The organism is Perspicuibacillus lycopersici (assembly GCF_025660475.1).
GTDB classification, from domain to species: domain Bacteria; phylum Bacillota; class Bacilli; order Bacillales; family Caldibacillaceae; genus Perspicuibacillus; species Perspicuibacillus lycopersici.
On the sequence record NZ_JAOUSF010000003.1, the window covers coordinates 1 to 25,882 of the forward strand.

The 25,882-nt window shown below is 35.5% G+C and carries 26 protein-coding genes and 1 riboswitch; of the genes, 9 read left to right on the forward strand and 17 right to left on the reverse strand.

From position 1 onward, the window contains the following. Positions 1–877 precede the first annotated feature (877 nt). A complete protein-coding gene (gene corA, locus OEV98_RS07980) occupies positions 878–1,819 on the forward strand; it encodes a magnesium/cobalt transporter CorA (RefSeq protein ID WP_263072734.1) in 942 nt (313 codons plus the stop codon). Between the two features lie 161 nt (positions 1,820–1,980). On the opposite strand, the gene OEV98_RS07985 is transcribed toward corA, so the two are convergent. The 6 genes from OEV98_RS07985 to OEV98_RS08010 all read right to left on the reverse strand — a co-directional run bounded on the left by OEV98_RS07985 (position 1,981) and on the right by OEV98_RS08010 (position 9,515). Further along, positions 1,981–3,357 (reverse strand): (Fe-S)-binding protein, encoded by a 1,377-nt coding sequence (locus OEV98_RS07985; protein ID WP_263072735.1) that lies wholly within the window; start codon positions 3,355–3,357, stop codon positions 1,981–1,983. Next, the gene (gene glcD / locus OEV98_RS07990) at positions 3,350–4,750 is read right to left on the reverse strand and encodes a glycolate oxidase subunit GlcD (protein ID WP_407676497.1); all 1,401 of its coding nucleotides are present in this window, start codon (positions 4,748–4,750) and stop codon (positions 3,350–3,352) included. Before glcD ends, OEV98_RS07985 begins: the two co-directional genes overlap by 8 nt. 168 nt (positions 4,751–4,918) lie before the next feature. Beyond that, positions 4,919–6,067 (reverse strand): sugar diacid recognition domain-containing protein, encoded by a 1,149-nt coding sequence (locus OEV98_RS07995; RefSeq protein WP_263072736.1) that lies wholly within the window; start codon positions 6,065–6,067, stop codon positions 4,919–4,921. A gap of 150 nt (positions 6,068–6,217) precedes the next feature. Then, positions 6,218–6,736 carry a gamma carbonic anhydrase family protein gene (locus tag OEV98_RS08000; RefSeq protein ID WP_263072738.1) on the reverse strand — a complete coding sequence of 173 codons (519 nt, stop codon included), beginning with the start codon at positions 6,734–6,736 and terminating at the stop codon, positions 6,218–6,220. A gap of 49 nt (positions 6,737–6,785) precedes the next feature. Beyond that, positions 6,786–7,994 carry a CaiB/BaiF CoA transferase family protein gene (locus tag OEV98_RS08005; RefSeq protein WP_263072739.1) on the reverse strand — a complete coding sequence of 403 codons (1,209 nt, stop codon included), beginning with the start codon at positions 7,992–7,994 and terminating at the stop codon, positions 6,786–6,788. Positions 7,995–8,237: 243 nt separating this feature from the next. Continuing rightward, a complete protein-coding gene (locus OEV98_RS08010; protein WP_263072740.1) occupies positions 8,238–9,515 on the reverse strand; it encodes an SLC13 family permease in 1,278 nt (425 codons plus the stop codon). Positions 9,516–9,941: 426 nt separating this feature from the next. On the opposite strand from OEV98_RS08010, the gene OEV98_RS08015 reads away from it, so the two are divergent. Continuing rightward, positions 9,942–10,595 (forward strand): GntR family transcriptional regulator, encoded by a 654-nt coding sequence (locus OEV98_RS08015; RefSeq protein ID WP_263072741.1) that lies wholly within the window; start codon positions 9,942–9,944, stop codon positions 10,593–10,595. Positions 10,596–10,735: 140 nt separating this feature from the next. Here OEV98_RS08015 and OEV98_RS08020 read toward each other — a convergent pair whose 3' ends face one another. The 5 genes from OEV98_RS08020 to OEV98_RS08040 all read right to left on the reverse strand — a co-directional run bounded on the left by OEV98_RS08020 (position 10,736) and on the right by OEV98_RS08040 (position 14,128). After that, on the reverse strand, positions 10,736–11,542 hold the full coding sequence (locus OEV98_RS08020; protein WP_263072742.1) for an enoyl-CoA hydratase: 807 nt from the start codon (positions 11,540–11,542) through the stop codon (positions 10,736–10,738). Positions 11,543–11,835: 293 nt separating this feature from the next. Beyond that, positions 11,836–12,012 carry a hypothetical protein gene (locus OEV98_RS08025; RefSeq protein ID WP_263072743.1) on the reverse strand — a complete coding sequence of 59 codons (177 nt, stop codon included), beginning with the start codon at positions 12,010–12,012 and terminating at the stop codon, positions 11,836–11,838. 110 nt (positions 12,013–12,122) lie between these two features. Further along, on the reverse strand, positions 12,123–12,659 hold the full coding sequence (locus tag OEV98_RS08030) for a VUT family protein (protein WP_263072744.1): 537 nt from the start codon (positions 12,657–12,659) through the stop codon (positions 12,123–12,125). Positions 12,660–12,714: 55 nt separating this feature from the next. Continuing rightward, positions 12,715–13,200, reverse strand: coding sequence for a preQ(1) synthase (queF, locus tag OEV98_RS08035; protein WP_263072745.1), 486 nt, complete (start codon positions 13,198–13,200; stop codon positions 12,715–12,717). 117 nt (positions 13,201–13,317) lie between these two features. Beyond that, positions 13,318–13,364: riboswitch (PreQ1 riboswitch) on the reverse strand. 50 nt (positions 13,365–13,414) lie between these two features. Beyond that, the gene (locus OEV98_RS08040; RefSeq protein WP_263072746.1) at positions 13,415–14,128 is read right to left on the reverse strand and encodes a GNAT family N-acetyltransferase; all 714 of its coding nucleotides are present in this window, start codon (positions 14,126–14,128) and stop codon (positions 13,415–13,417) included. 161 nt (positions 14,129–14,289) lie between these two features. Between OEV98_RS08040 and OEV98_RS08045 the strand changes: the two genes are divergently transcribed. Together OEV98_RS08045 and OEV98_RS08050 are read left to right on the forward strand one after the other, a co-directional pair. Beyond that, the gene (locus OEV98_RS08045) at positions 14,290–14,748 is read left to right on the forward strand and encodes a DinB family protein (RefSeq protein WP_263072747.1); all 459 of its coding nucleotides are present in this window, start codon (positions 14,290–14,292) and stop codon (positions 14,746–14,748) included. A gap of 160 nt (positions 14,749–14,908) precedes the next feature. Then, entirely contained in the window at positions 14,909–15,187 is a 279-nt protein-coding gene (locus tag OEV98_RS08050) for a hypothetical protein (RefSeq protein WP_263072748.1), read from the forward strand. Positions 15,188–15,262: 75 nt separating this feature from the next. On the opposite strand, the gene OEV98_RS08055 is transcribed toward OEV98_RS08050, so the two are convergent. Together OEV98_RS08055 and OEV98_RS08060 are read right to left on the reverse strand one after the other, a co-directional pair. Beyond that, positions 15,263–16,720, reverse strand: a complete 1,458-nt coding sequence (locus OEV98_RS08055) for an amidase (protein ID WP_407676498.1) — start codon at positions 16,718–16,720, stop codon at positions 15,263–15,265. Positions 16,721–16,827: 107 nt separating this feature from the next. Further along, a complete protein-coding gene (locus OEV98_RS08060) occupies positions 16,828–17,574 on the reverse strand; it encodes a class I SAM-dependent methyltransferase (protein ID WP_263072750.1) in 747 nt (248 codons plus the stop codon). Between the two features lie 317 nt (positions 17,575–17,891). Here OEV98_RS08060 and OEV98_RS08065 point away from each other — a divergent pair, with 317 nt between their 5' ends. After that, positions 17,892–18,446, forward strand: a complete 555-nt coding sequence (locus OEV98_RS08065; protein WP_263072751.1) for a CDP-alcohol phosphatidyltransferase family protein — start codon at positions 17,892–17,894, stop codon at positions 18,444–18,446. An 82-nt stretch (positions 18,447–18,528) separates the two neighbouring features. Here the strand turns inward: OEV98_RS08065 and OEV98_RS08070 are convergent, their stop codons facing one another. Next, positions 18,529–19,401, reverse strand: a complete 873-nt coding sequence (locus tag OEV98_RS08070; protein WP_263072752.1) for a manganese catalase family protein — start codon at positions 19,399–19,401, stop codon at positions 18,529–18,531. Positions 19,402–19,606: 205 nt separating this feature from the next. On the opposite strand from OEV98_RS08070, the gene OEV98_RS08075 reads away from it, so the two are divergent. Then, the gene (locus OEV98_RS08075) at positions 19,607–20,359 is read left to right on the forward strand and encodes a (S)-benzoin forming benzil reductase (RefSeq protein WP_263072754.1); all 753 of its coding nucleotides are present in this window, start codon (positions 19,607–19,609) and stop codon (positions 20,357–20,359) included. Between the two features lie 176 nt (positions 20,360–20,535). Here OEV98_RS08075 and OEV98_RS08080 read toward each other — a convergent pair whose 3' ends face one another. Continuing rightward, entirely contained in the window at positions 20,536–20,619 is an 84-nt protein-coding gene (locus OEV98_RS08080) for a putative holin-like toxin (RefSeq protein ID WP_263073542.1), read from the reverse strand. Between the two features lie 291 nt (positions 20,620–20,910). Here OEV98_RS08080 and yfkAB point away from each other — a divergent pair, with 291 nt between their 5' ends. Further along, complete coding sequence (yfkAB, locus tag OEV98_RS08085) at positions 20,911–22,041, forward strand: radical SAM/CxCxxxxC motif protein YfkAB (protein ID WP_263072755.1); 1,131 nt, start codon at positions 20,911–20,913, stop codon at positions 22,039–22,041. Positions 22,042–22,474: 433 nt separating this feature from the next. After that, positions 22,475–23,536, forward strand: a complete 1,062-nt coding sequence (gene rlmN / locus OEV98_RS08090) for a 23S rRNA (adenine(2503)-C(2))-methyltransferase RlmN (RefSeq protein WP_263072756.1) — start codon at positions 22,475–22,477, stop codon at positions 23,534–23,536. Positions 23,537–23,631: 95 nt separating this feature from the next. Here the strand turns inward: rlmN and OEV98_RS08095 are convergent, their stop codons facing one another. Continuing rightward, positions 23,632–23,877, reverse strand: a complete 246-nt coding sequence (locus tag OEV98_RS08095; RefSeq protein WP_263072757.1) for a hypothetical protein — start codon at positions 23,875–23,877, stop codon at positions 23,632–23,634. Between the two features lie 263 nt (positions 23,878–24,140). Here OEV98_RS08095 and OEV98_RS08100 point away from each other — a divergent pair, with 263 nt between their 5' ends. Further along, positions 24,141–24,758: a spore coat protein gene (locus OEV98_RS08100; RefSeq protein ID WP_263072758.1), complete on the forward strand. Its 618-nt coding sequence runs from the start codon at positions 24,141–24,143 to the stop codon at positions 24,756–24,758. Positions 24,759–24,855: 97 nt separating this feature from the next. On the opposite strand, the gene OEV98_RS08105 is transcribed toward OEV98_RS08100, so the two are convergent. Further along, on the reverse strand, positions 24,856–25,587 hold the full coding sequence (locus tag OEV98_RS08105; RefSeq protein WP_263072759.1) for an N-acetylmuramoyl-L-alanine amidase family protein: 732 nt from the start codon (positions 25,585–25,587) through the stop codon (positions 24,856–24,858). Positions 25,588–25,882: the final 295 nt, after the last annotated feature.

Genomic DNA, 25,882 nt, shown 5'->3' on the forward strand with positions numbered 1-25,882 from the left:
ACGCCGCCAGCGTTCGTCCTGAGCCAGGATCAAACTCTCCAAAAATAGGATGTTTTTGTGCCGATGTTCGCGACAGGACGTCGCGGCTCTTAATCGGCCAAAAAGTGTTTGATTAGCTCAAAAATGTTTAAAAATAGTTTAATTAAACGCTTCGTCTTGTTCAGTTTTCAAGGTTCAATAATCAATTGCTTTTCGACATCAACAAAACTTATTATATCAAAATAATAATGTTATGTCAACAGGTTAATTCTTCGCTTTTATTTAAAGTTACATAAGCAACTTTTATATAGTATCAAAGTTTAATAGCTTTGTCAATATCTTTTAATACAATATTGAATTTCATTACTGCTGTCTTAGTCAGCTATATTATTATATACGGCAATTTACTTTCCGTCAACCATTTTTCGTGAATCTATGTCGTTTATTACACGATGACCTTATTTCTGTACGCATAATTATTTTTACCAATTTTTTCTATATTTTTCATACGAAATTTCTACAATTATCTTTCTTATCCTATGTTAGAATTTATGTATTCATTTTCTGCTTGTTGTCCCACCATAATTAAAGGAGTTGTTTTTTTGAGGAATAAGAAATTAGTTATAATAATCGGCATCATCATTTTTATCATTATCATAATAACTTTTTCGATTTTTGTACCTATTGTACATAGCTCCTATCATCATGCTTCAAATTTCTCTTCTTCGACTAATAATAATAACGCTAAAATACCTTTCATTAACTAATAACTATTTCTCATTTAGCCTATTAAAATTAAGAATTCATTATAAGTATTTTTCATTCGTATTTTTTTTAAATGCATATCATTTGATTTTTCGTGAAAAAATAAGAGAAAAACTAAAGAGGTTTAGATCTTATGATTCGTACGTTTATCATAACAAATGATGGAAAGATAAAATCGGAGGAATCCCTAAATAGTTTATCTGATACTAACATTCATTGGTTTTGGGTAGATTTTGATTCACCTACAGATGAAGAGACTGCATGCCTTCGTAACCACTTTAAGTTCCATCCCCTTGCAATTGAGGATTGTTTATTATTTTTGCAACGTCCGAAGCTAGATCATTACGATGGCTATGATTTTTTTGTTACCCAAGCAATTGACCAATCTACACTTTCCCCTATAGAAATAGATGTCTTTGTCGGAGCATATTTCATTGTTACATTCCACCTTACTTCTTCTATTGAAATTAAGAATGTGCAAAATCGTTTATTTAATGACGAAAGTATCGCAAAAAAGGGTGCCATGTATATATTTTATTTAATTATGGATGAAATTGTTGATGAATATTTTCCAAATGTGTATCAACTGGAAGATAGTTTGAACGAGATTGAAATGGAAGAGTCCGATAATAACCTTGTAGAAGATGTATTTAAGATAAGAAGGCAATTATTAAAATTACGGAGAATTGTGTTTCCAATGCGAGAGTTATTATATCGGATTCTGAATTCCGAAAGATTGATTATCCCAAAAGAAGACAGGGCATATTTTATGGATATTCATGATCATTTATTAAAGCTAAGTGAAATAATTGAATCTAATCGGGAAATGACAAATGATATTCGAGATAGCTATCTTTCTTTAAATTCGGATCGCATGAATTCAATCATGAAAACGTTAACCGTTATGTCTTCTATATTTATTCCTTTAACGTTTATCGGTAGTATTTACGGGATGAATTTCCAATATATGCCCGAACTAGGCTGGCGTTGGGGATATTTTGGTGTTTTAGGGTTAATGTTTGTTGTTGGTTTTGGTATGGCATATTGGTTATGGAGTAAAGGTTGGTTCAAATGAGCTATTTGTAATTCCCTCTATAATTTTGAATATCTCATCCATAGAAATATTTAGATGAGAATTTTTTATTGTTTGTACTACCTATTCGAGATATTTCACTATCGATGAAAAAAGTGCTCTAGCCGTTGGAATATAATTCCTTTGACAGAACACTATTTTTGTTAATTTATCGATATTTGTTCTTTTTTCCGACTATCCAAGCTGAGCTTCCCCTCATCTAACACATAATCATATAGAAAATCAATAAGATGTAGTGCTTCGATTTTTCCTGTAAGATTTGCTCGTTCAATACCTACTTTCATTTGCAATAAACAACCCGGGTTGGTAGTAATAATGATATGGGCATTCGTATGTTGGACGTTTTCCATTCGTGTATCTAGTATTTTCATTGACATTTCTGAATGAATTAAATTATAAATTCCTGCAGAACCACAGCATTGGTCTGCACCTTTTAGTTCTATGTAGTTTACATTTTCTATCGATTGTAAAATTTCTCGTGGCTCAGTTATTACACCATTTACATTTCGTAAATGACAGGAGTCTTGATAAGTGACTGTTAAGCTTCCTTTTTTGTTAGCTAACGGAAGTTTCGTAATACCTAATTTGTAAATAAGGGATGTGATATCAATTATTTTCTCCGAAAACCTTTTTGCTTTTTCCATATATTCCTTGTCATCTTTTAGTAGGTGATTATATTCGGATAGGAACGCACCACATCCGCCTGCATTATTGACAATGTAGTCGATCTCTTCCGCTAAAAAACTATCGATATTTCTGCGGGCATTCTCTCGCGCATTTTCTAGCTCGCCACTATGTCCTTGCAGTGCTCCACAGCATACTTGATTTTGTGGTACTACGATATCGCAACCAAGCTGCTGTAAAATTTGCACAGTTGCTTTATTTGTTTTTGAAAAAATTGTTTCCATTAAGCAGCCTGTAAAGAATGCAACCTTTGTGGCCTTTTTCTTCGCCTCAAATACCATTCCACGCATTACGGTTAGATTTTTCTTTTCAATTTCTGGTAGGACACTCTCCATATCTTTCAAGATGGTAGGAAATAAGGAAAGTACATGTGTTTTTCTCGATAGTTTTTGTAGGCCAGATTTTTGGTAAAATCGGACCAATCCCACAGTTTTGCTCATCTTTTCTGGTTCTTTAAATAGATGCTCAAATGCTACCTTTCGTGCAAATTTCTCTTTAACTGATTTTTTCTTTTCCTTTTGAATAACCTCACGTGCACTTTCTAGTAAACTACCATATTCAACCCCTGCCGGACAGGCTGGTTCACAGGCACGGCATCCTAAACACATATCAAGTGATTCCTCGACAGAATCATCAAACGGTACAAGTCCATCGCGCACAGCCTTCATTAATGCGATTCGACCTCTTGGCGACTGGGATTCATCAAAGTTTGAATGGATATAAGTTGGACAAGATGGTAAACAAAAACCACATCTCATGCAATCCAACAGCTTGGATTCATCGACATGTTCAATAAAGCCTTGTTGTATTCTTTCTGAATAAGAGGTATTAGCCATTATGAACCACCATCCGTTTCTTTGTTGCCTTTGCAAAAATTTTTCCTGGGTTCATTATATTTTTCGGGTCTAGTCCTTGTTTTATTGCTTTCATGACACTCATGCCAGCTTCGCCAATCTTCCACTCTAAATATTCCGCTTTCATTTCTCCGACACCATGTTCTCCTGTAATCGTACCACCAAGATCAATAGATGCTTGGAAAATTTCTTCAAACGCCTTCTCCACTCGCTCCATTTCTTCTTCATCACGAATATCGGTGAGACAAGTTGGGTGAAGATTACCATCCCCTGCATGGCCAAATGTCCGAATCGTAACATTATATTTATCCGCAATCCGTTTGATTGCATGGACCATTTGAGGAATTTTCGATCGAGGTACAGTTGCATCCTCTAGTATTAATGTAGGTCGAAGTCTAGCTAAAGCTGATAATGCATCTCTTCTTGCCGTTTTTAATTGCTCGGCTTCTTCTTCTGTTTTTGCTTTACTAACATTAATCGCTCCGTGCTGTGCACAAATTTCATAAATTTTATCAATATCCTGTTGCACCGTTTCTTGTGCACCATCCTGTTCAATTAGTAATACAGCTTCACAGTTTACTGGCAAACCAATTTTGCTATAGTCCTCGACAGCTTCTAATGTTCCTTTATCCATAAATTCAAGTGTTGTCGGAATTATTTTAGCTGCAAGAATCGCAGATACTGTTTCGGCAGCCTCCTCGATTGTCCTAAACAGTGATAATATTGTTTCTTGATAGATTGGTTTCGGAATGAGCTTCAATGTAGCTTCCGTAATAATCGCAAGTGTCCCTTCCGAGCCAACAAAAAGACTAGTTAAATCATAACCTGCCACGTCTTTTGCTAACTTCCCACCCGTACGGATAATGTCTCCATTTGGAAGAACCGCTTCTAATGCCATTACATAGTCTTTCGTAACCCCATATTTTAAGCCTCTAAGTCCACCAGAGTTTTCACTTAAATTTCCGCCGATAGTCGATATTTTTCGAGAGCTAGGATCTGGTGGATAAAACAACCCCTTCTGTTCCACTACATCCGATACTGCTTTCGTGATTACTCCTGGCTGGACGGTAATGGTCATATTTTCTTCATCTAATTCGATTATTTTGTTCATATTTTTAAACAATAGGACTACGCCTCCACTTGTTGGCGTCGTGCCTGCAGATAAATTTGTACCCGAGCCTCTAGGGACAATGGGAATATTATGTGTAGAGCATAGCTTTACGATTTGTGATACTTCACTAGTATTTCTCGGTGCTATAATCAAATCCGGAAGTGCTTGAAAATTAGCAGTAGCATCATATGAATAGGCTAATAGTGAAGCAGTCGAATATTGAACATTTTCAACGCCAGATATATTTTCAAATAATTGGATCATTTGTTTGGATAAAATAAAAATTCTCCTCCCTGTTTGTTATTTCTGACTATTATTATATTATTCCGAAACCTCGATATCTATGGAAGATAGAACAAAAAAATATATGGTTTCTGGATCATTTTTTGTTACTCCAAACAAAAATCTTCTTTACTCCACTAATACTTTTTACTATATTGCTGCTTTATTTTTCCTTTTTTTATCCAGTGCTTTACCATCTTTTAATATTCGATAGCCAATATAAAGCAGCATAAGATCCTGTAAATGATTGACATTAAGTTTCGTTATCTCCTCTACTCTTTTTAATCGATATTGGAGTGTATTTTTATGGATATGTAGTCTATTTGCAGTTTCTTGTTTCAGCATATTATTTTCAAACCAACACCCTAATGTTTCTAATAGCACGGTATCTTGTTTTAATGGGGCAATCGTTCGCATTACAAAAGCTTCCTTAGTTTCATTGGATAATTCATGTAGGAGAAGGTCGAATTTCAACTCATCCTCAAATACAATGCCTTGCTCCTTAGTAGCCACTTGACAAGCACGCTCTGCTTGCTCGAGGGAAAGGTATAATTGATCATAGCTAGTTATTTGCCCAATTCCAATTAATACCTCTGTCTTTAAATTGAAATATATATCCTTTTTAAATTGTTGTAATTTTTGCTTTAAACGTTTTTTTTCTAACAAACTAGTGAGGATAAGTAGCTTATCCTGTCCCCAGCGAATAAATAACGTTTCATTTTCCTTTCCCCATAAAAATTTTAACTGCTTTATATTTTCATAGGTTAGCTGTAACCGAGAATAATTAGTTTTAATGATAATAACTTGGACGAATTGTTCCATATTAATGGAAAAAAAGCTACTTCTCTCTACCAAGGATTCGGTTACTTGTTTTGCATTCAACCAGTCAAAAACAAAAAATTCTAGCTCTCTTGCCTGTCGTTCTCGATTGGTTTGTTCCATTAAATCTTGGACAAACAATTCAGTAACTTTTTGCACAAGCACAGCAAATGGAGAAACGACGGTTGGGTCACCGGTAATACCAATAACTCCAATCGGTTGTTCTTCAATAATAATGGGAATGACGACACCTTTCTGAACACCTTGTAATTTTTTCGTATGCTCCTCTGTCATAATTATCTTTTTCTTTTGTTTAATAGCAATGTAGGCACCCTCATGAAATTGCTTAATACGGGACATATCCGTGCTAGCTACAACAACTCCTTCCTCATTTGTGAAAAGAACATTTTCATTTATTAGGTTTCTTATTTCTCGCACAATGGATGAATAAAATCCTTCACGATTATATAGGCTTTTCATTTTCCCTACTCCTTTCCCGTAATAATCCACCTTCTTGCAATAAACAGTGATGCTCTGCCTTATGCACTATCCACTCAAAAAATAAAAGAAAACTATCTGTAAAAAAAGGCATATTGCCTACAGATAGTTTTTAAAAAGATAGGCGAATCTTTATAAAATATTGTTTTCTTTGAAACGCTTGCCATTATTTTGATAAAAAACTGCACCTTCTTTTGCACGGTCAACTAAACTGTCAGAAATAGGTTTTAATGGTTTGGCTGGAACACCCGCCGCAAGCATTTTTTCTTCGATTACTTTATTTTCCAAAACAAGGCTGCCTGCTGCAACAAATGCTTGTTTCTTTATTGTTGCACCGTTTAAAACTGTTCCGTTCATTCCAATGACAACATCTTCTTCAATTGTACATCCATGGATAACACAATTATGTCCAATTGTGACATTTTTACCAATATAGGTTGGATATCCTGGGTCGGCATGGACTACCGATCCGTCTTGGACATTGGCACCTTCTTCTATCGTTAGCTTTTCATTATCGCCTCGTAATACGGCATTAAACCAAATAGAGGCATTTGCTTTTATTTCTACATTTCCAATAATTTGTGCCCCTGGTGCGATATATGCTGTCGGGTCAATTATTGGTTCATATTCATTTAAACGGTATATTCCCATACGTTGATCCTCCATTCCTATTCCTTAAAACATTCCATTTGTATAATGATCAGGATGTCACCTTCGGATACTGTGACACACATCCTTGCGCTATTAAGCTACGAATTTGTTCATCTGAATAATCGAGCTGCTTCAAAACTTCTTCCGTATGCTCCCCTAAAAGTGGCGCTGGTGTTTTTATATCAATTTTTGCATCAGAAAATTTCGTTGGAGATCCAATAACCTTCATTTTCCCTAGTACTGGATGTTCCAGCTCTTGAATCATATCTCTAGCCAAATAATGTTCATTATTTACAGCCTCAGCAAAGTTATTAATTGGTCCCGCAGGAACACCAGCTTGCTCACATTTATTAATCCAATAGCTTGCATCTTTTGTTGTCGTAATTTCTTCAATTTCTCTTTCCAGCTCTTCTACATGCTCATGACGTAGTGAGTTCGTTAAATAACGCTCATCTGTCAACCACTCTGGCTTGTTAAGAACCTCTAGACAGAATTTTTCCCATGTCCGTTGGTTAGCACAACCTATCATCATAAAGGCATCTTTTGCTTGAATGGCTTGATATGGTGCAGATACGCGGTGACGCCAACCGGATGGTTCTGGAATTGTCCCATTAGCAAAATAGGCTGCTGCCTCCCAAGTAAACCAAGGCAAACCTGCTTCCGCTAGCGACACATCAACATGTTGTCCGCTACCTGTTTTTATTTTATTTATATAGGCAGCTAAAATAGAATAAACTGCTGTTATCCCAGCCCCGATGTCATATACGGCAACTCCAGATTTTAATGGTCTGCCTCCAGGTATACCCGTCATGCTCATCAATCCAGTCATCCCTTGGGCAACTAAGTCAAATCCGCCTTTATGGGAATATGGGCCTGTTTGCCCATATCCAGAAATAGAGCAATAAACAATCCCTTTATTAACTTCTTTAATCGATTCATAATCAATTCCAAGTGATTTCGTTACACCTGGACGATAATTTTCTACAATCACATCTGCATCCTTCGCTAATTCGAAAAATATCTTTTTTCCTTCGTCTGATTTTAAATTCAATGCAACACTTTTCTTATTCCGATTAATTTGAAAAAAACAAGTGGATTCTCCATTAACATAAGGCCCCATTTGTCGTGAATCATCTCCACCATTGATTTTTTCAATTTTAATTACTTCTGCACCTAAGTCTGCAAGTACCATAGTGCAATATGGACCAGCCATAATTTGCGATGCATCTAATATTTTCACTCCAGAAAGTAAAGACAATGTGTGTCACTCCTTTTTCTATCGTTGGAAATTCTAAAGATTTATAGAAACATAAAAAATAATATATTTATCATATACTGGATTTCGGATTCTGTATCCTGCATCCAGTATATGAGAAAAAAATATCTTTATTACGAATTCGTAAATAACCTTTTGGATCCTTTACTTTTTTGAATGTTCAAGAAATTGGCGATACATTTAATCTAATGAAATCCTCTGATTGTTTCGTATCATGACAAGCAATTAACCCCATGGTACTCCAATTAACACGAAAACTAGCCAAGCAAGCCCAGGTCCAAATGCAATGATTAAACCAGCAACAATCAATAGCTTACGATAAAATACGCGCACATCCATCCCTTGTGCATTTGCCACAATTAATGCACCACTAGTGGAAAACGGACTTAAATCAACAATACTTGAAGAAATTGCAATCGCTGCCACAACTCCGATAGAAGAAATATTTGGATCTTCCAAAATAGGTGTAGCCAACGGAATAATAGCTGCTAAAAAGCCTGTCGTTGAAGCGAAAGCAGAAATAATACCGCCTACATAAGATGCAGATAAAGCCGCTAAAGTCGAACTTCCAATAGATGCAATTAAATCCGTTAAATAATCTAATGCACCGATCGTATCAAGTACACCAACATACGTAACAATACCAGTAATCATAAATATAACCGGCCAAGGCAAGCTCTTAAATACTTTTTCGTTATCCTTTGGTGCCATTAATGTTAAGGCAAATCCGACAATCAAGGCAGCAAATCCCATGTTTATTTCTAGCACGAGCGCTAAAAAGATAAGGACTACAATTCCTATTAATGTCATTGCTCGATACCAATTTAGCCCGGTTTCCTTTTGCTCTACTCCATCTTCTGCTGTCGCAGCAATGTATGGTGCAGATAAATTTGGACTCTTTCCAATTCGTAAACCACCCATCGAAACAAACATGATTGCAGCTACAACGATGGTAAATAGCATCGTATTTAAAAATAACAATAATGGTTCATGTGGGATGCCGCTTGATTCCATAACCCCTTTTACAATTAATCCAAATAGATTTAATGGTGAAAATGAAGCTGCAGTTGATGCAATAACGATCATACTTCCCATCATTACTGGATTAATATTGTACTGAGCAGCTAATCTCATGGCAATTGGAGCAACAATCATGACACATGCTGTTGCTTGTGTTCCAATACTAGCTAATAACGCAATTAAAACAAACATTACCCATGGTATTAATGCAATCTTCCCTCTTACTAGTTTCAATCCCCAATTAGTAATCAAATCTATGGTACCGTTATTCTGAACAATTGCGAAGAAAAAGGTTACCCCTGCAAGAAGTACAAATAAATCACCAGGATAGCCAGCAAATATTTCATCAACATCCAATCCAGATACTACAGAACCAAGAAAAAATGCTGCTACGAAGCCTAATAAACCTATGTTTATCGGCAAAATTGCCCCAATAATAAACATAAGCAATAATATTATGATTCCAATGAGCTCTATGTTCATTCATTTTCCCCCTAAGTTAATAGTGACTATTTCTCCCATTATTTTGTTTTATTCCCCTTGTATTACCTGTGTTTGAAAATCGAATATTACCACCCTAGTAATATATTTTTCTAACACATTGTTTAAAAAACATTAACACCACCTTCCAATGGATATGCTATACTTGAAAATAGTTTACACAATAGTAAAACGCTTACAATTTCAATTTTAAATAATCACCCCCAAAAATATGTATCCTGCACACCGGATGCAACCGATGATAGTATAAATAATAATTAGCAAATTACGAAAAGTCAATATTATTTTTCGGAGTTTTGTATAATTTCCTAAATTGAGTGATTATTGACTAATATTTAAAATCATACTACTATTAAACTATTGTATGTGCATCCTGGATACATAGTACAAATCTTTAGGAGGGAAAAAATGAGCCAGTTTTCAATTTCAAAACCATTATACCAACAAGCATATGAAGAAATAAAAAAATCCATTTTAACAGGAACTATACCGCTCGGTTCAAAAGTAATTGCCTCCCAATTAGCGGAAAAATATCAAATTAGTAGAACCCCTCTGCGAGAAGCTCTTCGCCAACTTCAAAACGAGGGATTATTAATACCCGATCAAAACGGATTTGCTGTAATCGAGCTTGATCGGAATGAGTTCGAAGACCTATGTGATTGTCGCCTCGTCCTTGAAAAAAAATTAATGGAGCTTATTGTCGGAAAAATAGAAACAGAGCATTTAAATAAAATTGAAGCAGTTCTGACTGCTACAGAGACAGCTATTGCTGAAGATGACTTATTGAAAATTCTTAGCTTAAACGCTCAATTCCATCAGCTTCTTATGGATTGCTGCCCAAATCGACGACTAGTTCAACTATTAGAACAAGTTCGATCGCTCATGCTCATTTATCGGGCAAATATTAATAAAAACCCGGATCCGCAAATTGTAAAAGAGCATAAAGAAATATTCCTGGCACTAAAAGAGCAGGATAAAGAAAAAGTGCTAGAATTAATTGAAAACCATCTAGAAAATGATAGATTGCGTGGAACAAAAGTTTTGAAAGAATACGAATCGTAAAATCTGTAAGAAAATGAATAATAACAGATGTTCTACTATACTTATTTACCCTGTTTCCACTTACCTCTATTATTACTAACCCTTGACGCACATTTTCGTGGCCAAGGGTTATTTGTCCATCTTTAAATAATTCTTATTTATTACTTCCCTTGCCAAACAGGGGGACGCTTCTCCATATGTGCTGCAACCCCTTCTGCGAAATCATCGCTACCATACACTTTTGCTACAACATCATCAAATGACATTGATGACTGCTCCGAGTTTCCCCGCAAGTTTATTCTTCGAAAAGCCTCTTTTGTTGCATCAACCGTTAATGGTGCATTTTTACTTATTTTCGTTGCAATTTCCAATACTTTTGTAAAAAAGCTTTCTTCTTCAAAAATAGCCGTTAAAAATCCGATGGAAAAAGCTTCCTCAGCAGAAATTAAACGGGCAGTATACAGCAACTCTTTCGTACGCATGGAACCAAATTCTTTTGCTAATCTTTGGTAATTATCAATGCTCAAGCAATTTCCCAATGTTTTTGCCATTGGTGCTCCAAAACGTGCTTTAGCGGTACCGTAACGTAGATCACAGGCTGTGGAAAGAACCAATCCCCCACCTACTGCATAGCCATGAACAGCAGCTATCGTTGGTTTTGGAAATGCTTCTAACATGCCAACAATTCGATCAATCCGCTCTTCATATTCAATTCCATCTTGACCAGTAAAGTCTTTAAATTGCGTAATATCAGTACCAGCTGCCAAAGCTTTGTCTCCGTCCCCACGCAGAACAAGAACACGTACAGAAGGATCAGCTGCTAGCTCTGTTAAATGCTCCTCTAATTGTTGATACATCTCCCAAGTAAGCGCATTCAAAGCAGACGGTCTTGATAACGTTAATTGTGCCACAGCATCAAACCGTTCAAGGATAACTTTTCCTACCTCTTTTGTTTTTACCTCTCCCATAAAAACCCATCCTTTATTCTTTATTATTATTAAACTATGAGTTAAAACGACTACAACCTTGCACTTAATAATAGAAAATAATACGTATCAATTCTATTTGTGTGCATTGAATACTGTATCCAGGATTCAAATTTATAATAAATAATTTTTAGAATAATGTCAACATTAGAAAACTGAATAAACATATCTAACGCTAAGCAAACTTCTTTTAATAGGAAACGAAAATTCAATTTTATTTATTAAAACAGAAATTAAGCTGACCTTATAGCCAGCCCAATCTGCTTTCCATCAATTTAATCCTCTACATGTAAAACATTAGCCGGATTGTCTACGTCTATTTCATTCATCCGCGTTGCTGCGCGTTCTTGCACATTAAGTTGAACGGTGCGATGCTCCCTTCCCTTATGATGAAATGGTAAATTTGAATCCATATCATTTTCAATACCACTACCTTTCCTTTGGTTACCCATCAAACTCACCTCGCCTCTTTTTCATTTAGTATGTAACATAACGTCTTTTTTATTTATTAAACAAAAAAGGCACCCGATAAGTGACTCGAGTGCCTTTTAGCTTTTACTTGTTATGCAACATGATTAAATTTCGGAAGCTTTGTTGCTTGTGATAAGATTAATGCACCAATTGTTTGCATCACCAATTTCGCAAGCATTTGCCCGATGATTGCATATGGAACAGCTTCCCAAGGTAAAAAGTTTGCACCTAATGGGCTTAACCCTAAAGTGACAAAGATAACAGAGTCAAGAAGTCCGCCTACAACGCCGCTATAAAATACTCTCCAGGCAAAGGAAAGCCTCAACCGCGAATAAATTTCAGTATCACTTGTTTCCGCTATTAAAAACGAGATTGCGGATGCAAAGACGACTGCAAGTGTATCTCCTAATAAATAGGACACAATTGCTGATAAAATCAATGCAATTGCAATAAACAAATACGTTTTGGCTTTTCCATATTTATTTTGTACAATATCTCGAAAGATAAAGGTTGCTCCGATTAAAAATGAACCCATTGGAATGATGAACGCACCTATTGTTAATGGGTGAAATGCAGCCGTTAATACATTGGCTAAAACAATGGAAACTAAGTAACATAATACTCTCATAAAAAAAATGCTCCTTTACTATACTAAATAGTAAAAATTTATTTCGGCTAAACTTTTATCGATTATCTACTTTTTCAGGATACATATCATGATTCATTAAACGATGGGTAGCCATTTCCTCATATTTTGTTCCTGGTTTTCCGTAATTACAATATGGATCGATAGAAATACCACCTCTTGGAGTAAATTTACCCCAAACCTCTATATATCTCGGTTCCAATAGTTTGATTAAATCATTCATAATTATATTGACACAGTCTTCATGAAAATCACCATGATTCCGGAAGCTAAATAAATATAATTTCAATGATTTACTTTCGACAAGCTTTTGATTTGGGATATAAGAAATATAAATTGTAGCAAAGTCAGGTTGATTTGTAATTGGGCATAAGCTCGTAAATTCCGGACAATTAAATTTAACAAAATAATCCCGATTGGAATGTAAATTCGTAACCGCTTCTAGTACTTCTGGTGCGTATTCTGTCGTATACTTTGTTTCTTTATTGCCAAGTAATGTTACATCCTCTAAATTTCTTCCCATAAAAAACTCCTCCTATTCTCACCGTAGAATTAGGAGGAGTTCCTGCTGAAATGAAAAGAAACGCTGGATAATAGAAATAAAATAAGCCATGTCGGTATGGACATGGCGAATTAACAAGTATCCATAGTTTTTTATAGAGGGTTTCAGCTATGAACCTCTCCCGCTTCATCGGGGAATATTATTTTCATATGCATTATTTATAACAGATTACTAGTTAACTAGTCAATACAATTTTATAAATACCTTTGCGGTCACGAAGCTTGCAACCATTTTGTTCAAAAATTTTTATCATATGGTGATTATGTACATCGGTACTGCCTACATAATATTTCGCCTGAAATTGTAGTAGCAATGATAACGTAATTCGATGAATCATAGTCCCAATTCCCTTTCCCCTCATTTCTGGCACCACACCAAAATAAAATAATCTTCCCTCATCTGTTGTCCCCATTTCAATATGCGGGATGGAAATACCAACAATTGTTCCACCTTGTGAAAAATAATAGCAATGGTTTTGCCAATTTGGTCCTAATTCACTTTGCAACGAATTCATTACCGTTTCGATTGGTTGTTGAACGTTTTTATTGGCAGAACCACTTCTACAACGTTCATATAATGCTCCGTAGTCCTCATCCTTAATCAAACCTTCTGCAAGACAGTGGGGAAGGATCGTTTCCTTGGCATTTGGTATCTCTATCAGTTCCCGAGTATATTCCACAATACTAGAAACTTTTTGGAACCCTTTATTCAATAGCCATGCTTCATAAGCTTCATCCATCAATAAAGAAAGATAACCGACTCGCTCCTCATTCCAAGCTGCCAACAATTGCTCGAATTGTTGTTGATATTCCATATCGTCCACTTCCTGTTTCACCTGATCTACTAACCAATATTGTTTTTTGTTTTTTATAATATTGAATAAATTCAAGACTATTCTCCTCCACAGATGGTTTTTCCTTCCTATCGTAGCACAGACCTCCTGATTTAGCTCCATCAATAAACATTATTTTTAAAATTTTTCGCAAAGATTGCAGGAAATTTGTAGATAATGTCGAAATGTTAGTTCATCACTTTATTAGGAGGTTTTTCATGTTAAAACGTCACGAAGTACTTTTTCAACAATTAACAGATTACCGGCAACATTTATTAAGCATTGTGGAATCTATTACTGAGGAAGAGGCAGACAAAATTCCTCCAGGCTTTAACAACAATATTCGTTGGAATTTAGGCCATGTTTATTTAGACCAATTGTTATGGATTCAACATATAACGAAAGAACCACTCGCAATTCCTGACGGATTTCAAGAATGGTTTGGATATGGAACTAGTCCAAAAGATTGGCAAACACCGCCACCATCACTAGAAACCTTAATTCGTTTATTAACAGAGCAACCATCTAGGATTAAAGAACAATTTGGTGATCGTCTCGAAGAAGAATTTGCCCCAACAGAATCTGGGATGTATACCATTGCACAAGTACTTGTACGAACAATCTTTCATGAAGGGTTACATTTACAAGCAATTTTAGCAATCAAAAGATTTATCTAATGTTTGTTTTGAAAATACGAGCTGACGCTATTTTTCACTGAAAAATAAGAATTTGTTCTTCACTTGTTATTTAATAGCATATCGAAATCTTTAGCGGTTAAACTAATCTCGATGTTTTTCGAAAGGAACTAAAGAATTTGGAAAAATGGCGGTGAGGAAAATGGATGAAATTTACGAAGAAAGTTATTTCGAAGGGGAGCCTCCCCATCTGAAAAAAAGTGAGGATAGCTTTGGATATGGGACAGCTATTCGTACTTTTTCGATAGTAAACACGACTACAACACCTCTAGGGTTTGAGGTGACGCTTAATCTCGATCTGGACAGTGGCTATGAATTAGAGGGTGCAAAATTAATGTTATCTCATGAAGATTTAGAAGGTTATGAGACAACGGATGTTCATCAAGCGGTAACCTTTGCTCTTGGATTTTTTGAACAATAAGGCACGAAAAACCTCCATCCTATGCATGGATGGAGGTTTTGTTATGAATGCAATACAATCCACTTTTGTCTTTGTTCAATTATCAGCAAATACCGGTGGAATGCGATGCTTCGTTCCTTGTTCATAACTATAGGCAAGCTCGATTAATAAAGGCTCTGAATATGCACTTGCGGTAAACGTTATTCCAACAGGTTCCCCCTCTTCTGTATAGCCCGCCGGTACAGTTATCGAAGGATACCCTGCTTTTGCAGGCATCATCGCACCGTAGTTATTTGGAAATAACACTGCATCCAATTGGAAATTTTTTAACACAGCATCAATACCCATTTCTCGAGAATAATAAGCATCCTTCACAAGACTTTCGAGATAGGTTGGATCTGTTAAATTGCCGCTCGCAGCTTCAGCTTCCAAAAATAATTTTTGTCCATATTTTAACGCCGTTTCCCCTAATTCCTCATTTTTGCGAATCACATCTGCTAACGTACGAATACCAAGTGAGGAATCCACCGTTTTTAAATATGCATTCAAATCATTTTTAAATTCATAGATTAACACATTCATATCCCATTGTTCCTTCGTTGAAGGTATTTCAACAGGATCGATCACTTCCGCACCTAATTGCTTTAATTCTGCAATCGCATTTTCCATTACTGCAAGCTTAGACTGCGACAAATAATCGTAATACGGTGTTCTAGCAATACCAATCCGCTTACCTTTTAACCCTTCACGCTTTAAGCAATTGGTAAAATCAATAGATTCTAATGGATTCGTTCCTGTGATGGCATCTTCTGTGTCTTGACCTTGTAATACATTTAATAGTATCGCTGCATCTCGGACAGTACGTGCCATCGGACCTGCTGTATCCTGTGTGTGGGAAATAGGGATAATCCCATTTCTACTTATTAACCCTACGGTTGGTTTAATTCCTACTAAGGAAGCCTGACTTGCCGGACTTAAAATCGAGCCACTTGTTTCTGTTCCAACTGCCACTACTGCTAAATTCGTCGCCACCGCAGCTGCTGATCCGGAGCTTGAACCTCCTATATCAAAGGCGTCACCATATGGATTTTTCACCTGACCACCTCTAGAGCTATAACCAGAAGGCATATTTTCTCCAATAAAATTCGCCCATTCTGTCAAATTTGCTTTTCCTAAAATAACTGCCCCTGCTTCGCGTAACTTTTTCACAAGAAACGCATCTTCTTTCGCATAGGAGTTAGCAAGTACTAGCGAGCCTGCACTTGTATGCATGTTATCTCCTGTATCAATATTATCCTTAATAACAACCGGTATTCCATGTAACGGACCACGAGCACCTTTAGTTTTTCTTTCATAATCCAATGCTGCTGCAATGGAAAGTGCATCTGGATTTACTTCTAAAATCGAGTTAATATTAGGACCTTGCTTATCCAGTTTTGCAATTCGATGGAGATACATCATTACTAATTGTTTGGAGGTAATTTCTTCGGATTCTAGTTTTTCTTGTACTTCATCAATAGTAGCTTCAATTAACCAATTCGGTTCAATATTCATGCTCTCCATTCCCTTCTTATCAAACAGTAAAATAACAAACTATTATTTAATTATATAGAGGAAAATAAAAAAACGGAATAATTAGTTTTACCAACCTTTTTATTTATTTAAATTTTTTTACATTTAATAATGAATGTAGGTGGTATCATATTTGCCTTTGCTATAGAATACCAGCGATTCTCCTGTCTTTTTAAATCTTCTGGAGAAATAGCAATATCCTCAATAAGTCGTTCGATTTGAAAGCCAGTTTCTACTAAGTAATTAACATACGTACTTATCTTATATTGTTGCATGATAGCAGGTTGTTGCCAGCTAATATGATCATAGGGGCCTTCTTGATGATACGATATTTTCATTGCAAAATGGTTGTCCTTCTGACTCACTAAGCGGTAGAAAGGGTGTTCCCAGCTGAAGACAAAGATTCCACCTGGTTTTAAATATTGGTGTACATTTCGAAAGGTTTTCTGTAAATCGGTTGTCCAACCAATTGCATAAATGGAATAAACGAGATCAAAGTAGTTATTAGGTAAACCAGGATTTACTTCCATTGCAGATTCAAATAACTGTACAGGTGCATGACTATTTGACAAAGTTTTGGCTGCTGCTTCCAATTGTTTAGTGGATAAATCAATCCCCCAAAGTTCACTTGCCTGCCTTTCGTCCATATATTTTAATGAATGGCCACTTCCACAACCAATATCTAGTACTTTCCAATTAGTTACATTACCTAACAAATTAAGCTCATCTTCTAAAGGTGCCATTGGTCCATATTCTGGGAGTGGATTTCTCCCAAAAAATCGAGATGCTACTTCATCCCAACTTTTTTTATTCCTCATAAGATTATTAATATCCATTTGCTCTCCCCCATCCTTTATAGAACATATATTCTGTTTCCCGTTCGACAATTCCTGCAAATTTGTTTATTTTATCTATAGTTTTTTATGAGCATTTTTTAAGCATTTTCTTACTAGCGCATATATAATAAGAAATGCTGCATAAAAGAAGTGTATTTCTCAATTGACGGTTACCATTATCCCCTCGAAAGAATTACAAATCATTCCTTTGAAAATTTTTTTATTTCTGTAAATAACATCTAGAGATATCTGCTTTTATTCTATAAAATAATAACTATACTTATTTACCTACAATGAAATACAGGAGGACCAATTACGTGCGTATTACTAGCAAAGAGATTTTTACAATCCCTAACTGTTTATCGCTTTTACGAATATTACTTATTCCAATATTTGTATATGTGTACATAAATGCTACAGAATCTACAGATTATTTAGTGGCAACCATTATTTTCTTCATTGCAGCGATTTCTGACTTCTTAGATGGCAAACTTGCTCGAAAGTTTAATTTAATTACAGAGCTTGGAAAAGTATTAGACCCTGTTGCAGATAAATTACAGCAGGCAGCAATCGCCTTTTGCTTACTTTTTCGTTATGAATTTCTTTGGATGTTAATTACATTATTTGTTGTAAAAGAATTATTTATGGGAATAAATGGAGTTATTTTACTACGCCGCGGGAAGAAATTAAATGGGGCGATGTGGTTTGGAAAGCTATCAACTGCAGTATTTTATGTAGCCATGCTTTCGCTAATAGCCTTTCCGGAGATTGATACAACTATTGCTATTATTTTATCTATTATTACAGCAATCTTCCTAGCACTATCCTTTATTTTATATATTCCAATATTTATTAACATGTATCGAAGCTAAAAGAGATTTTCTTAATCGGATTTTGTTATAGATAACAGTGAACATAGAAAAACTCATTCATGAACATGAATGAGTTTTTTGTTTAGCCTTTCGGTGGTTGGTAATGGGATTTCTCCGCTTCTGGTGCTGGTTGTCCTGGAACTGGTGTATTATGAATATATGCCGGTGCTTGATTTAAAATTGGAACTTGTCCCATTGCTGTAGGGTTCTCCACATATTCAAATTGTCCTTGCTTATCCATACTTGGTCCCTTTGCCCATCTACCTTCCGAGCTTTCCGTTCCCTTTGAAAAGCTCATAAATTTATAAGAGACATCCTGTATCTCAAGCTCTCTTGGGAATGTACTTGGGACAACTGGAGATTTTTCCTTTTGCTCTAATTCTTCAATTGCTGCCATCCATTGATTTTGATGCATTGTATCTCTCGCAATTAGGAAAGATAGTAAATCACGAACACCTGGATCGGTAGTTGATTCATATAAACGAACCACTTGTAGTCTTCCTTGGGACTCCGCATTTAGATTTGCACGGAAATCAGCGAGTATATTTCCACTAGAAATAATGTACCGAGAATTCCAAGGGTATCCTACACTATCTGTTGGTGATGCTCCTAGTCCAGATACAATCACATGTTGGGGATTCATTCCACCTAATACAGCTTCAATTACTGGATCCTTTGCTGCTTCTTCCTGTACATTAGCAGGTGCACCGTCTAGTAATTGGGCAATCATAGTTGCAAGCATTTCAACATGCCCAATTTCCTCGGTTCCAATATCAAGCAGCATATCCTTATATTTTTGCTCCCCACGAAAATTCCAACCTTGGAATAAATATTGCATAAATACAGAGATTTCACCAAATTGCCCGCCCAGTACTTCTTGTAACTTTTTTGCAAATAAAGGATCTGGTCGTTCGGGCTTCGCATTATACTGCAGTTCTTTAATATGAAAGAACATCGTATTCATCTCCCTTGATATATGTAGTGAACATATTTTTCTAACCATCACTAGCATTCGCTAGCTTAGAAAAAACTATGCAACTTTCCGTTAATCTTTTATGATTGTTTTAACGTTAAAAAACACAAAAAATGGTATGATAATTATGTTCAATTACTATTTTCAGGCAATGTAAATATTTTTTCTGTTTAAAGGAGGAGATGGAATGAATACATATATTATTACTGGTGCATCCAAAGGAATTGGACTAGCATTAAGTAAACTTTTATTGGCTGAAGGGAACCAGCTTGTTTGTGTTGCTCGTACGATAAATGAAGAATTATTATCTGAAGCAAAAGAAAAAAATTGCCCGCTTACATTTCTACAGGCAGATCTATCCAACACACAAGATGTAGAATTATTAATGACAAAAATAAGGAAGGAACTATTAGAAGCACCTACATCGGTAGCGCTAATTAATAATGCAGGAATGATTGATCCAATCGGAAGAGTTGAGGATAATCCAGCAGAATTAATTGATAAAAGCATTTCCGTTAATTTAATTGCCCCAATGATATTATGCTCTGCATTTATACGGACCTTTGAAAATGTCACGATTGAAAAGAAAATCATTAATATTTCTTCTGGAGCAGGTCGGAATCCAACGACTGGATGGAGTAGCTATTGTGCTGGGAAAGCAGGATTAGATCACTTTACACGGGTGGTAGCAGCAGAACAACAAAATATTCCATTTGGCGTAAAAGCAATATCCATTGCCCCAGGAATTATTGATACAGGCATGCAAGAAACGATTCGTTCCGCTACAAAAGATGACTTTGAGGAATTAGATCGATTTATTCAATTTAAAGCGCAAGGAATGTTAAGTACTCCTGAACAAACGGCACAAAAGCTAGTTCAATTAATGGAAAGTCCAAAGTTTTCCGAACTAGAGCCGATTTTAGACATTCGCTCTTTATAACAATTACGTATGGAGCAGTTTCCATGTCTGCAAAGATTAGGTATAATAAAAACATAATGAAAAGAGACCGATGATGCTTGTCCATCAATCGGTCCTGCAATAATAGAGATCCTTTATGGAACAACTGTTAATGCGTGAAAAAAATCCACTCACACTGCTTGCCGGCTATGGGTGGATTATTTTTTTTGGACAATGGAAATTAGCGATACAATCAAACTAGCAAAAGCAATCATTAATGTTAGCGCTTGAAAGATTGTCATCTACAATAACCCCCCCTTCTTTTGGATATGTTTTTGCCATTTTTCCTCCCTATTACTTGCCCACTAATAATATCACAAATACGAACATATGTACTAGTTACTTATGAACTATGTTCCATATTGTTTTGAAATCGACATTTTGTTCTATTTTTATTGTGAACACGATACATATAATTAAGGCTGTTATCAACCGTAGGAGAATTATTCCCTTGCACATAGATGGAAATGTTGACAATTTGTTTTTCATTTCCGATAATGGCTAAGGGAAATTTATTTAAAGGAGTCTTTTTTATGCAAACTAGTTTACAACCTATTACTCCGGTTTATGATCCATGGGAATCTTATTTAAATATTAAGGACTTTGGTAAAAACATATTAACCAATGTAGAATTTACTACAACCTATTTATGCAATATGCGTTGTGAGCACTGTGCCGTTGGTTATATGCTTCAACCAAAAGACCCTAATTCGTTACCGATAGATTTGTTGATTCAAAGATTAGAAGAAATCCCACATTTACGAGCTATTAGTATTACTGGTGGAGAACCAATGCTATCGAAGAAATCAGTAGAAAATATTGTGGTTCCTCTTTTTAAATATGCACATGAGCGAGGAATACGGACACAAATTAATTCAAATTTAACATTAGATTTTGACCGTTATTTGATGATTGCTCCTTATTTAGATGTACTACATATTTCACATAACTGGGGAACACCGGACGATTTCATTGAAGGCGGTTTTGCCAATATGGCAAGAAAACCTACTCCTGAACAGCGTATGAAATATTTTGATCGAATGATAGAAAATAGCAGACGTCTTTCCGAAATTGGTGTTACCGTGTCTGCAGAAACGATGCTAAATAAACGGACATTGCCTCATTTAGAACATATACATAAACAAATCGTAGAAGAAATGAAATGTGCCAGACATGAAATTCACCCAATGTACCCAAGCGATTTCGCCTCGAACCTGGAAGTATTATCCCTTGAAGAAATTCGTGATGCAATTCATCATCTATTAGATATTCGTGATGAGAATGTATGGATGCTATTTGGAACATTGCCTTTCTATCCTTGTAGTCCAATGAAAGAGGATTTGGATTTAATTAAGAGATTATATAGTAGTAAAAATGTCACCGTTCGGAATGATCCCGACGGTCGTTCCCGACTAAATGTTAATATTTTTTCGGGAGATGTAATTGTTACCGATTTTGGCGACACACCTGCACTTGGTAATATTGTAACCGACGATCTCCCTAGCCTATTTGATAAATGGATGGATACTGATGTAGCCAAGTCTCTAAACTGCCACTGCCCAGCAGTACAATGCTTAGGACCAAACGTACTCGTCAAAGATGCCTACTACAAAGATGTAAACTTCCAAGAAAGAAAGTCATTGATACAGAAACCTGATTTTTAATGTTTTGTCCTATTTATTGGATATTAACTACCGGATGAAATAAGCACCATGTTATTTCGCCTTACCATTAGTGATTAATGAGGATGGGACATAAGTGAATTTTTTGAAAAAGTATCTTATACCAAAAATAAAAATTGGATACTATTGGAAATTGATTGGATTGAAGTGCGACTCCTGCGGGAATAACTCATGACTGGATACTCCCAGGAACGCAGTGAAAAAAAGACCCGCGGAAAGCGTCCCCTAAAACGGAAGTCAATTTTATCTAATAAATTAGCTTTTTCATTTTGTTCCCTGCCTCATTTTTCTATAGCCTGTAAAAATAGCCTTATCATGAAAAATTAATAAGTGGAATGAAAATCCATTGGCAATTCTCTACAGTTTCAGTTAAAATATTAGAATGACGAAAAGTAAGTTGAAAAGAGGGCTATGAATGAATAAAAAATCCATTTACGGATTAACAATAGACGAAATGACTGAATGGATGCTAGAAAATGGACAAAAAAAATACCGTGCCCAGCAAGTATGGGAATGGTTGTATCAAAAACGTGTAAAACAATTTTCCGAAATGACCAATGTAAACAAAGAACTACTTCACTTGCTAGATGAAAATTTTTCCTTAAGTACGTTAAATATTCAAATTAAGCAAGTTTCTAAAGATGGTACGGTTAAATTTCTTTTCCAATTAACGGATGGTAATTTAATTGAAACAGTATTAATGCGTCAAAAATATGGCTTATCCGTTTGTGTTACGACACAGGTCGGCTGTAATATTGGTTGTTCTTTCTGTGCCAGTGGAATATTACGAAAAAATCGTGACCTTGTCGCTGGTGAGATTGTAGAACAAATTATGAATGTTCAAATGCATTTAGATGAAGTTGGCCAAGGAGAACGTGTAAGTCATATCGTTGTCATGGGAATCGGAGAACCATTTGATAACTTTAATAACTTAGTGAACTTCTTACGTGTAGTCAATCATCCAAAAGGTTTAGGAATCGGTGCAAGACATATTACCGTTTCTACGAGTGGATTAGCTCCAAAAATTTATGAATTTGCAGATCTTGACTTACAAGTAAACTTAGCGATTTCTTTACATGCTCCAAATAATGAGCTACGTACACAAATCATGAAAATCAATCGTGCATACCCGATTGAAAAACTATTCCCTGCGATTAAATATTATATCGAAAAAACAAATCGCAGAATTACCTTCGAATATATATTATTGAAGGACGTTAATGATCATGTAGAAGAAGCCCAACAATTAGGTGAGTTACTAAAAGATATTCGTCATCTTTCATATGTAAACTTAATACCATATAACCCAGTAAGTGAACATATTCAATACGAAAGAAGTACAAAAGATTCGATACTTGCCTTTTATGATACTTTAAAGAAAAAAGGCGTAAACTGTGTTGTTCGTCAAGAGCATGGTACAGATATCGATGCTGCATGTGGACAATTACGAAGTAAACAATTAAAAAAAGCTAATTAATAATAATGACCTTTGTTTAAAAACTCCACTACAAATTTTTTTAGTGGTTGGCTTTTTAAACAAGGTCATTTTTTTGTACAAAAGTTCAAATTCTTTCACCCTTTTATCCCATTAAATAACTCATTCATAATGATACTTCTTAGCTTTAATTGTTTCCTTGGATAGTATTTGATATTTTTTATATTTTCTCTACCAATAATCATCCGTAAGTCTTGATTGTTCTCAATTATTTCACGAAACTCTTTGTTCTCAAATATTTCTCGAAACCATGGATAATCTAGTAAAAGCGTAATATTTCTATTAATCTCTTCAACAGTTGGCTCTTTATGCCCGATAAACAACGAAATAATTCGGTCAGTAATCGATAAAATTATAATCCCCTCCTTCTAAATATAACAATCAAAATTCACCTATTTTCAGAATAGCGCTATAGTAAAATAATAGAGAAAACTATTAATTTTATCAAGAGAAAGACGAATGGAGAACTTGAAAAGTTTACATTTCAACAAAAAATATCCTTTTTCAAAAAAAGTGATGCATTATTATTTCTTTATGGAACACTATAAGAAATGCAATGTATTATTTTATTAATGGAGGAAAAGTAATGAATTACGGAGCACATGAATTATTAGAAATGACAGAGGCACTTCGTACAAAAGCAGCAGAAATTGAGCAGCATGGTATTTTTGCAAATCAATGTCAGGATCAACGATTAAAAGCAATACTAATAAAGCATCAGCAACAAATGATGAGCGCCTACCAACAAGGAATTAGTTTACTTCAAGGCAGAGGTGTTTCTGTTCCCCATCAAGCACCTGTTTTTCATAATCAGCAAGCACAAATGGGAGTAAATAGTCAAAATCAATCAACAATGTCACAGCCTGCTCTTCATCCACAAACCTTGTCTGAACATACTATCGCAACTTTAGCCTTAAATACTCATAAGTCGGGTTCGGTAATGGGAATGATGTGGGCAAATGAATGTGCAGACCCTCAATTACGAATGTATCATGTAAATGGTGCAAATTTATGCCAGGAGATGGCTTTTGAAATTTGGACTTGGATGAACCAAAATGGATATTACCAGCCTCCTACCTTTGCACCACAACAAACAAGTCAACTGTCTTCCATGTTTCAGCCTACTACTTTTCCAACCGGGGCTATGACCAATCCGAACATGTCCCAAACTATGAATCAAGGCTTTAATCAACATATGCAATAAAAAGAAACATTAGCAAAAACAGTACCTATAGACTGAAGTACTATTTCGAATATCATTCTATAGGTACAAAGTAAGTTATCCTATTTTAACCGAAAAATTAATACGCATCGCTTGCATATCGTTCCGAATGATAGCCTAATAAATAATCACTAATCCCTTGCCCAATTAGCTGTCCAAATTGTTGTAGCTGATTTTTATCCTTTAATCGCTCGGCATCGTCCTCATTGGAAATAAAAGCAACTTCCACAATTACACTCGGCACCGTGTTATTCCGCAACACATTATAGCCACTATCCTTAACCCCCATTGGATTCAGTTCCGCTCCATTCGTTAAGACAGAATAAATTTGCTCTGCCAGACGTTTGCTTTCTTCCGGATAAGGGTTGCTTGCATCTTCATATGGAACTTCATTATAATATACTTCGGTCCCATGTATACTTGGTAGTTCATTTGTATTGTTATGAATGGAAACAAAAATATCGGCATCATTTTTTTCACTAGCTTCTGACCGTTCCTCCAATGAAATTTCGCGATCATTTTTTCTTGTTAAGATTACCGTTGCCCCTTCCTCTTCTAAAAATCTTTTCGTATATTTTGAAATAACTAGATTTACCTCTTTTTCTATTAAATCATTGGCCATTGCGCCCGGATCCTTTCCTCCATGTCCAGGATCAAGCACCACGACTTTTCCTGCTAATGGTTCTGCCATTGCCAATTGTGAAACATCCAAATCCCTAGCAACTTTCGGATTCCTATTATCCGCATTTGAAACGAAGGAACAGCCGGCTAACAAAACTAGTACAACAAGAAATACTAAAATTCTACGCATTTATTACCCTCTTTCCTTGTGATTCTATTTATTTATTATACCGACATTTATTAAATAAATCGATTGAAAAGTCCCTATTATTTGAAATGTTTTTAAATCGTTCAACTGTCACATAACTACATTTCTATGTAAAAATCCTTTACTAAACTTACGCATATTAAAGTCTGTATTTATTCAGTGGATAATTTTGGAGCACTCGACAAATAATACATGTACAATTGCATATACAACATGCATGAACCGCCGTTTATTAGGAGAACTTATAAATTTTCACTGTACTCTTTTAGATTGTCGT

Coding starts and splice junctions, on each gene's coding strand:
- OEV98_RS08015 (WP_263072741.1), top strand. CDS start 9,942: ATGAGCCAGTTTTCAATTTCAAAACCATTATACCAACAAGCATATGAA.
- OEV98_RS08000 (WP_263072738.1), bottom strand. CDS start 6,736: ATGGGAATATACCGTTTAAATGAATATGAACCAATAATTGACCCGACA.
- OEV98_RS08100 (WP_263072758.1), top strand. CDS start 24,141: ATGAATTACGGAGCACATGAATTATTAGAAATGACAGAGGCACTTCGT.
- OEV98_RS07995 (WP_263072736.1), bottom strand. CDS start 6,067: ATGAAAAGCCTATATAATCGTGAAGGATTTTATTCATCCATTGTGCGA.
- queF (WP_263072745.1), bottom strand. CDS start 13,200: ATGGGAAGAAATTTAGAGGATGTAACATTACTTGGCAATAAAGAAACA.
- rlmN (WP_263072756.1), top strand. CDS start 22,475: ATGAATAAAAAATCCATTTACGGATTAACAATAGACGAAATGACTGAA.
- OEV98_RS08020 (WP_263072742.1), bottom strand. CDS start 11,542: ATGGGAGAGGTAAAAACAAAAGAGGTAGGAAAAGTTATCCTTGAACGG.
- yfkAB (WP_263072755.1), top strand. CDS start 20,911: ATGCAAACTAGTTTACAACCTATTACTCCGGTTTATGATCCATGGGAA.
- OEV98_RS08025 (WP_263072743.1), bottom strand. CDS start 12,012: ATGGGTAACCAAAGGAAAGGTAGTGGTATTGAAAATGATATGGATTCA.
- OEV98_RS08080 (WP_263073542.1), bottom strand. CDS start 20,619: ATGACAATCTTTCAAGCGCTAACATTAATGATTGCTTTTGCTAGTTTG.
- OEV98_RS08060 (WP_263072750.1), bottom strand. CDS start 17,574: ATGGATATTAATAATCTTATGAGGAATAAAAAAAGTTGGGATGAAGTA.
- OEV98_RS08055 (WP_407676498.1), bottom strand. CDS start 16,720: ATGAATATTGAACCGAATTGGTTAATTGAAGCTACTATTGATGAAGTA.
- OEV98_RS08105 (WP_263072759.1), bottom strand. CDS start 25,587: ATGCGTAGAATTTTAGTATTTCTTGTTGTACTAGTTTTGTTAGCCGGC.
- OEV98_RS08070 (WP_263072752.1), bottom strand. CDS start 19,401: ATGTTCTTTCATATTAAAGAACTGCAGTATAATGCGAAGCCCGAACGA.
- glcD (WP_407676497.1), bottom strand. CDS start 4,750: ATGATCCAATTATTTGAAAATATATCTGGCGTTGAAAATGTTCAATAT.
- OEV98_RS08050 (WP_263072748.1), top strand. CDS start 14,909: ATGGATGAAATTTACGAAGAAAGTTATTTCGAAGGGGAGCCTCCCCAT.
- corA (WP_263072734.1), top strand. CDS start 878: ATGATTCGTACGTTTATCATAACAAATGATGGAAAGATAAAATCGGAG.
- OEV98_RS08075 (WP_263072754.1), top strand. CDS start 19,607: ATGAATACATATATTATTACTGGTGCATCCAAAGGAATTGGACTAGCA.
- OEV98_RS07985 (WP_263072735.1), bottom strand. CDS start 3,357: ATGGCTAATACCTCTTATTCAGAAAGAATACAACAAGGCTTTATTGAA.
- OEV98_RS08045 (WP_263072747.1), top strand. CDS start 14,290: ATGTTAAAACGTCACGAAGTACTTTTTCAACAATTAACAGATTACCGG.
- OEV98_RS08010 (WP_263072740.1), bottom strand. CDS start 9,515: ATGAACATAGAGCTCATTGGAATCATAATATTATTGCTTATGTTTATT.
- OEV98_RS08030 (WP_263072744.1), bottom strand. CDS start 12,659: ATGAGAGTATTATGTTACTTAGTTTCCATTGTTTTAGCCAATGTATTA.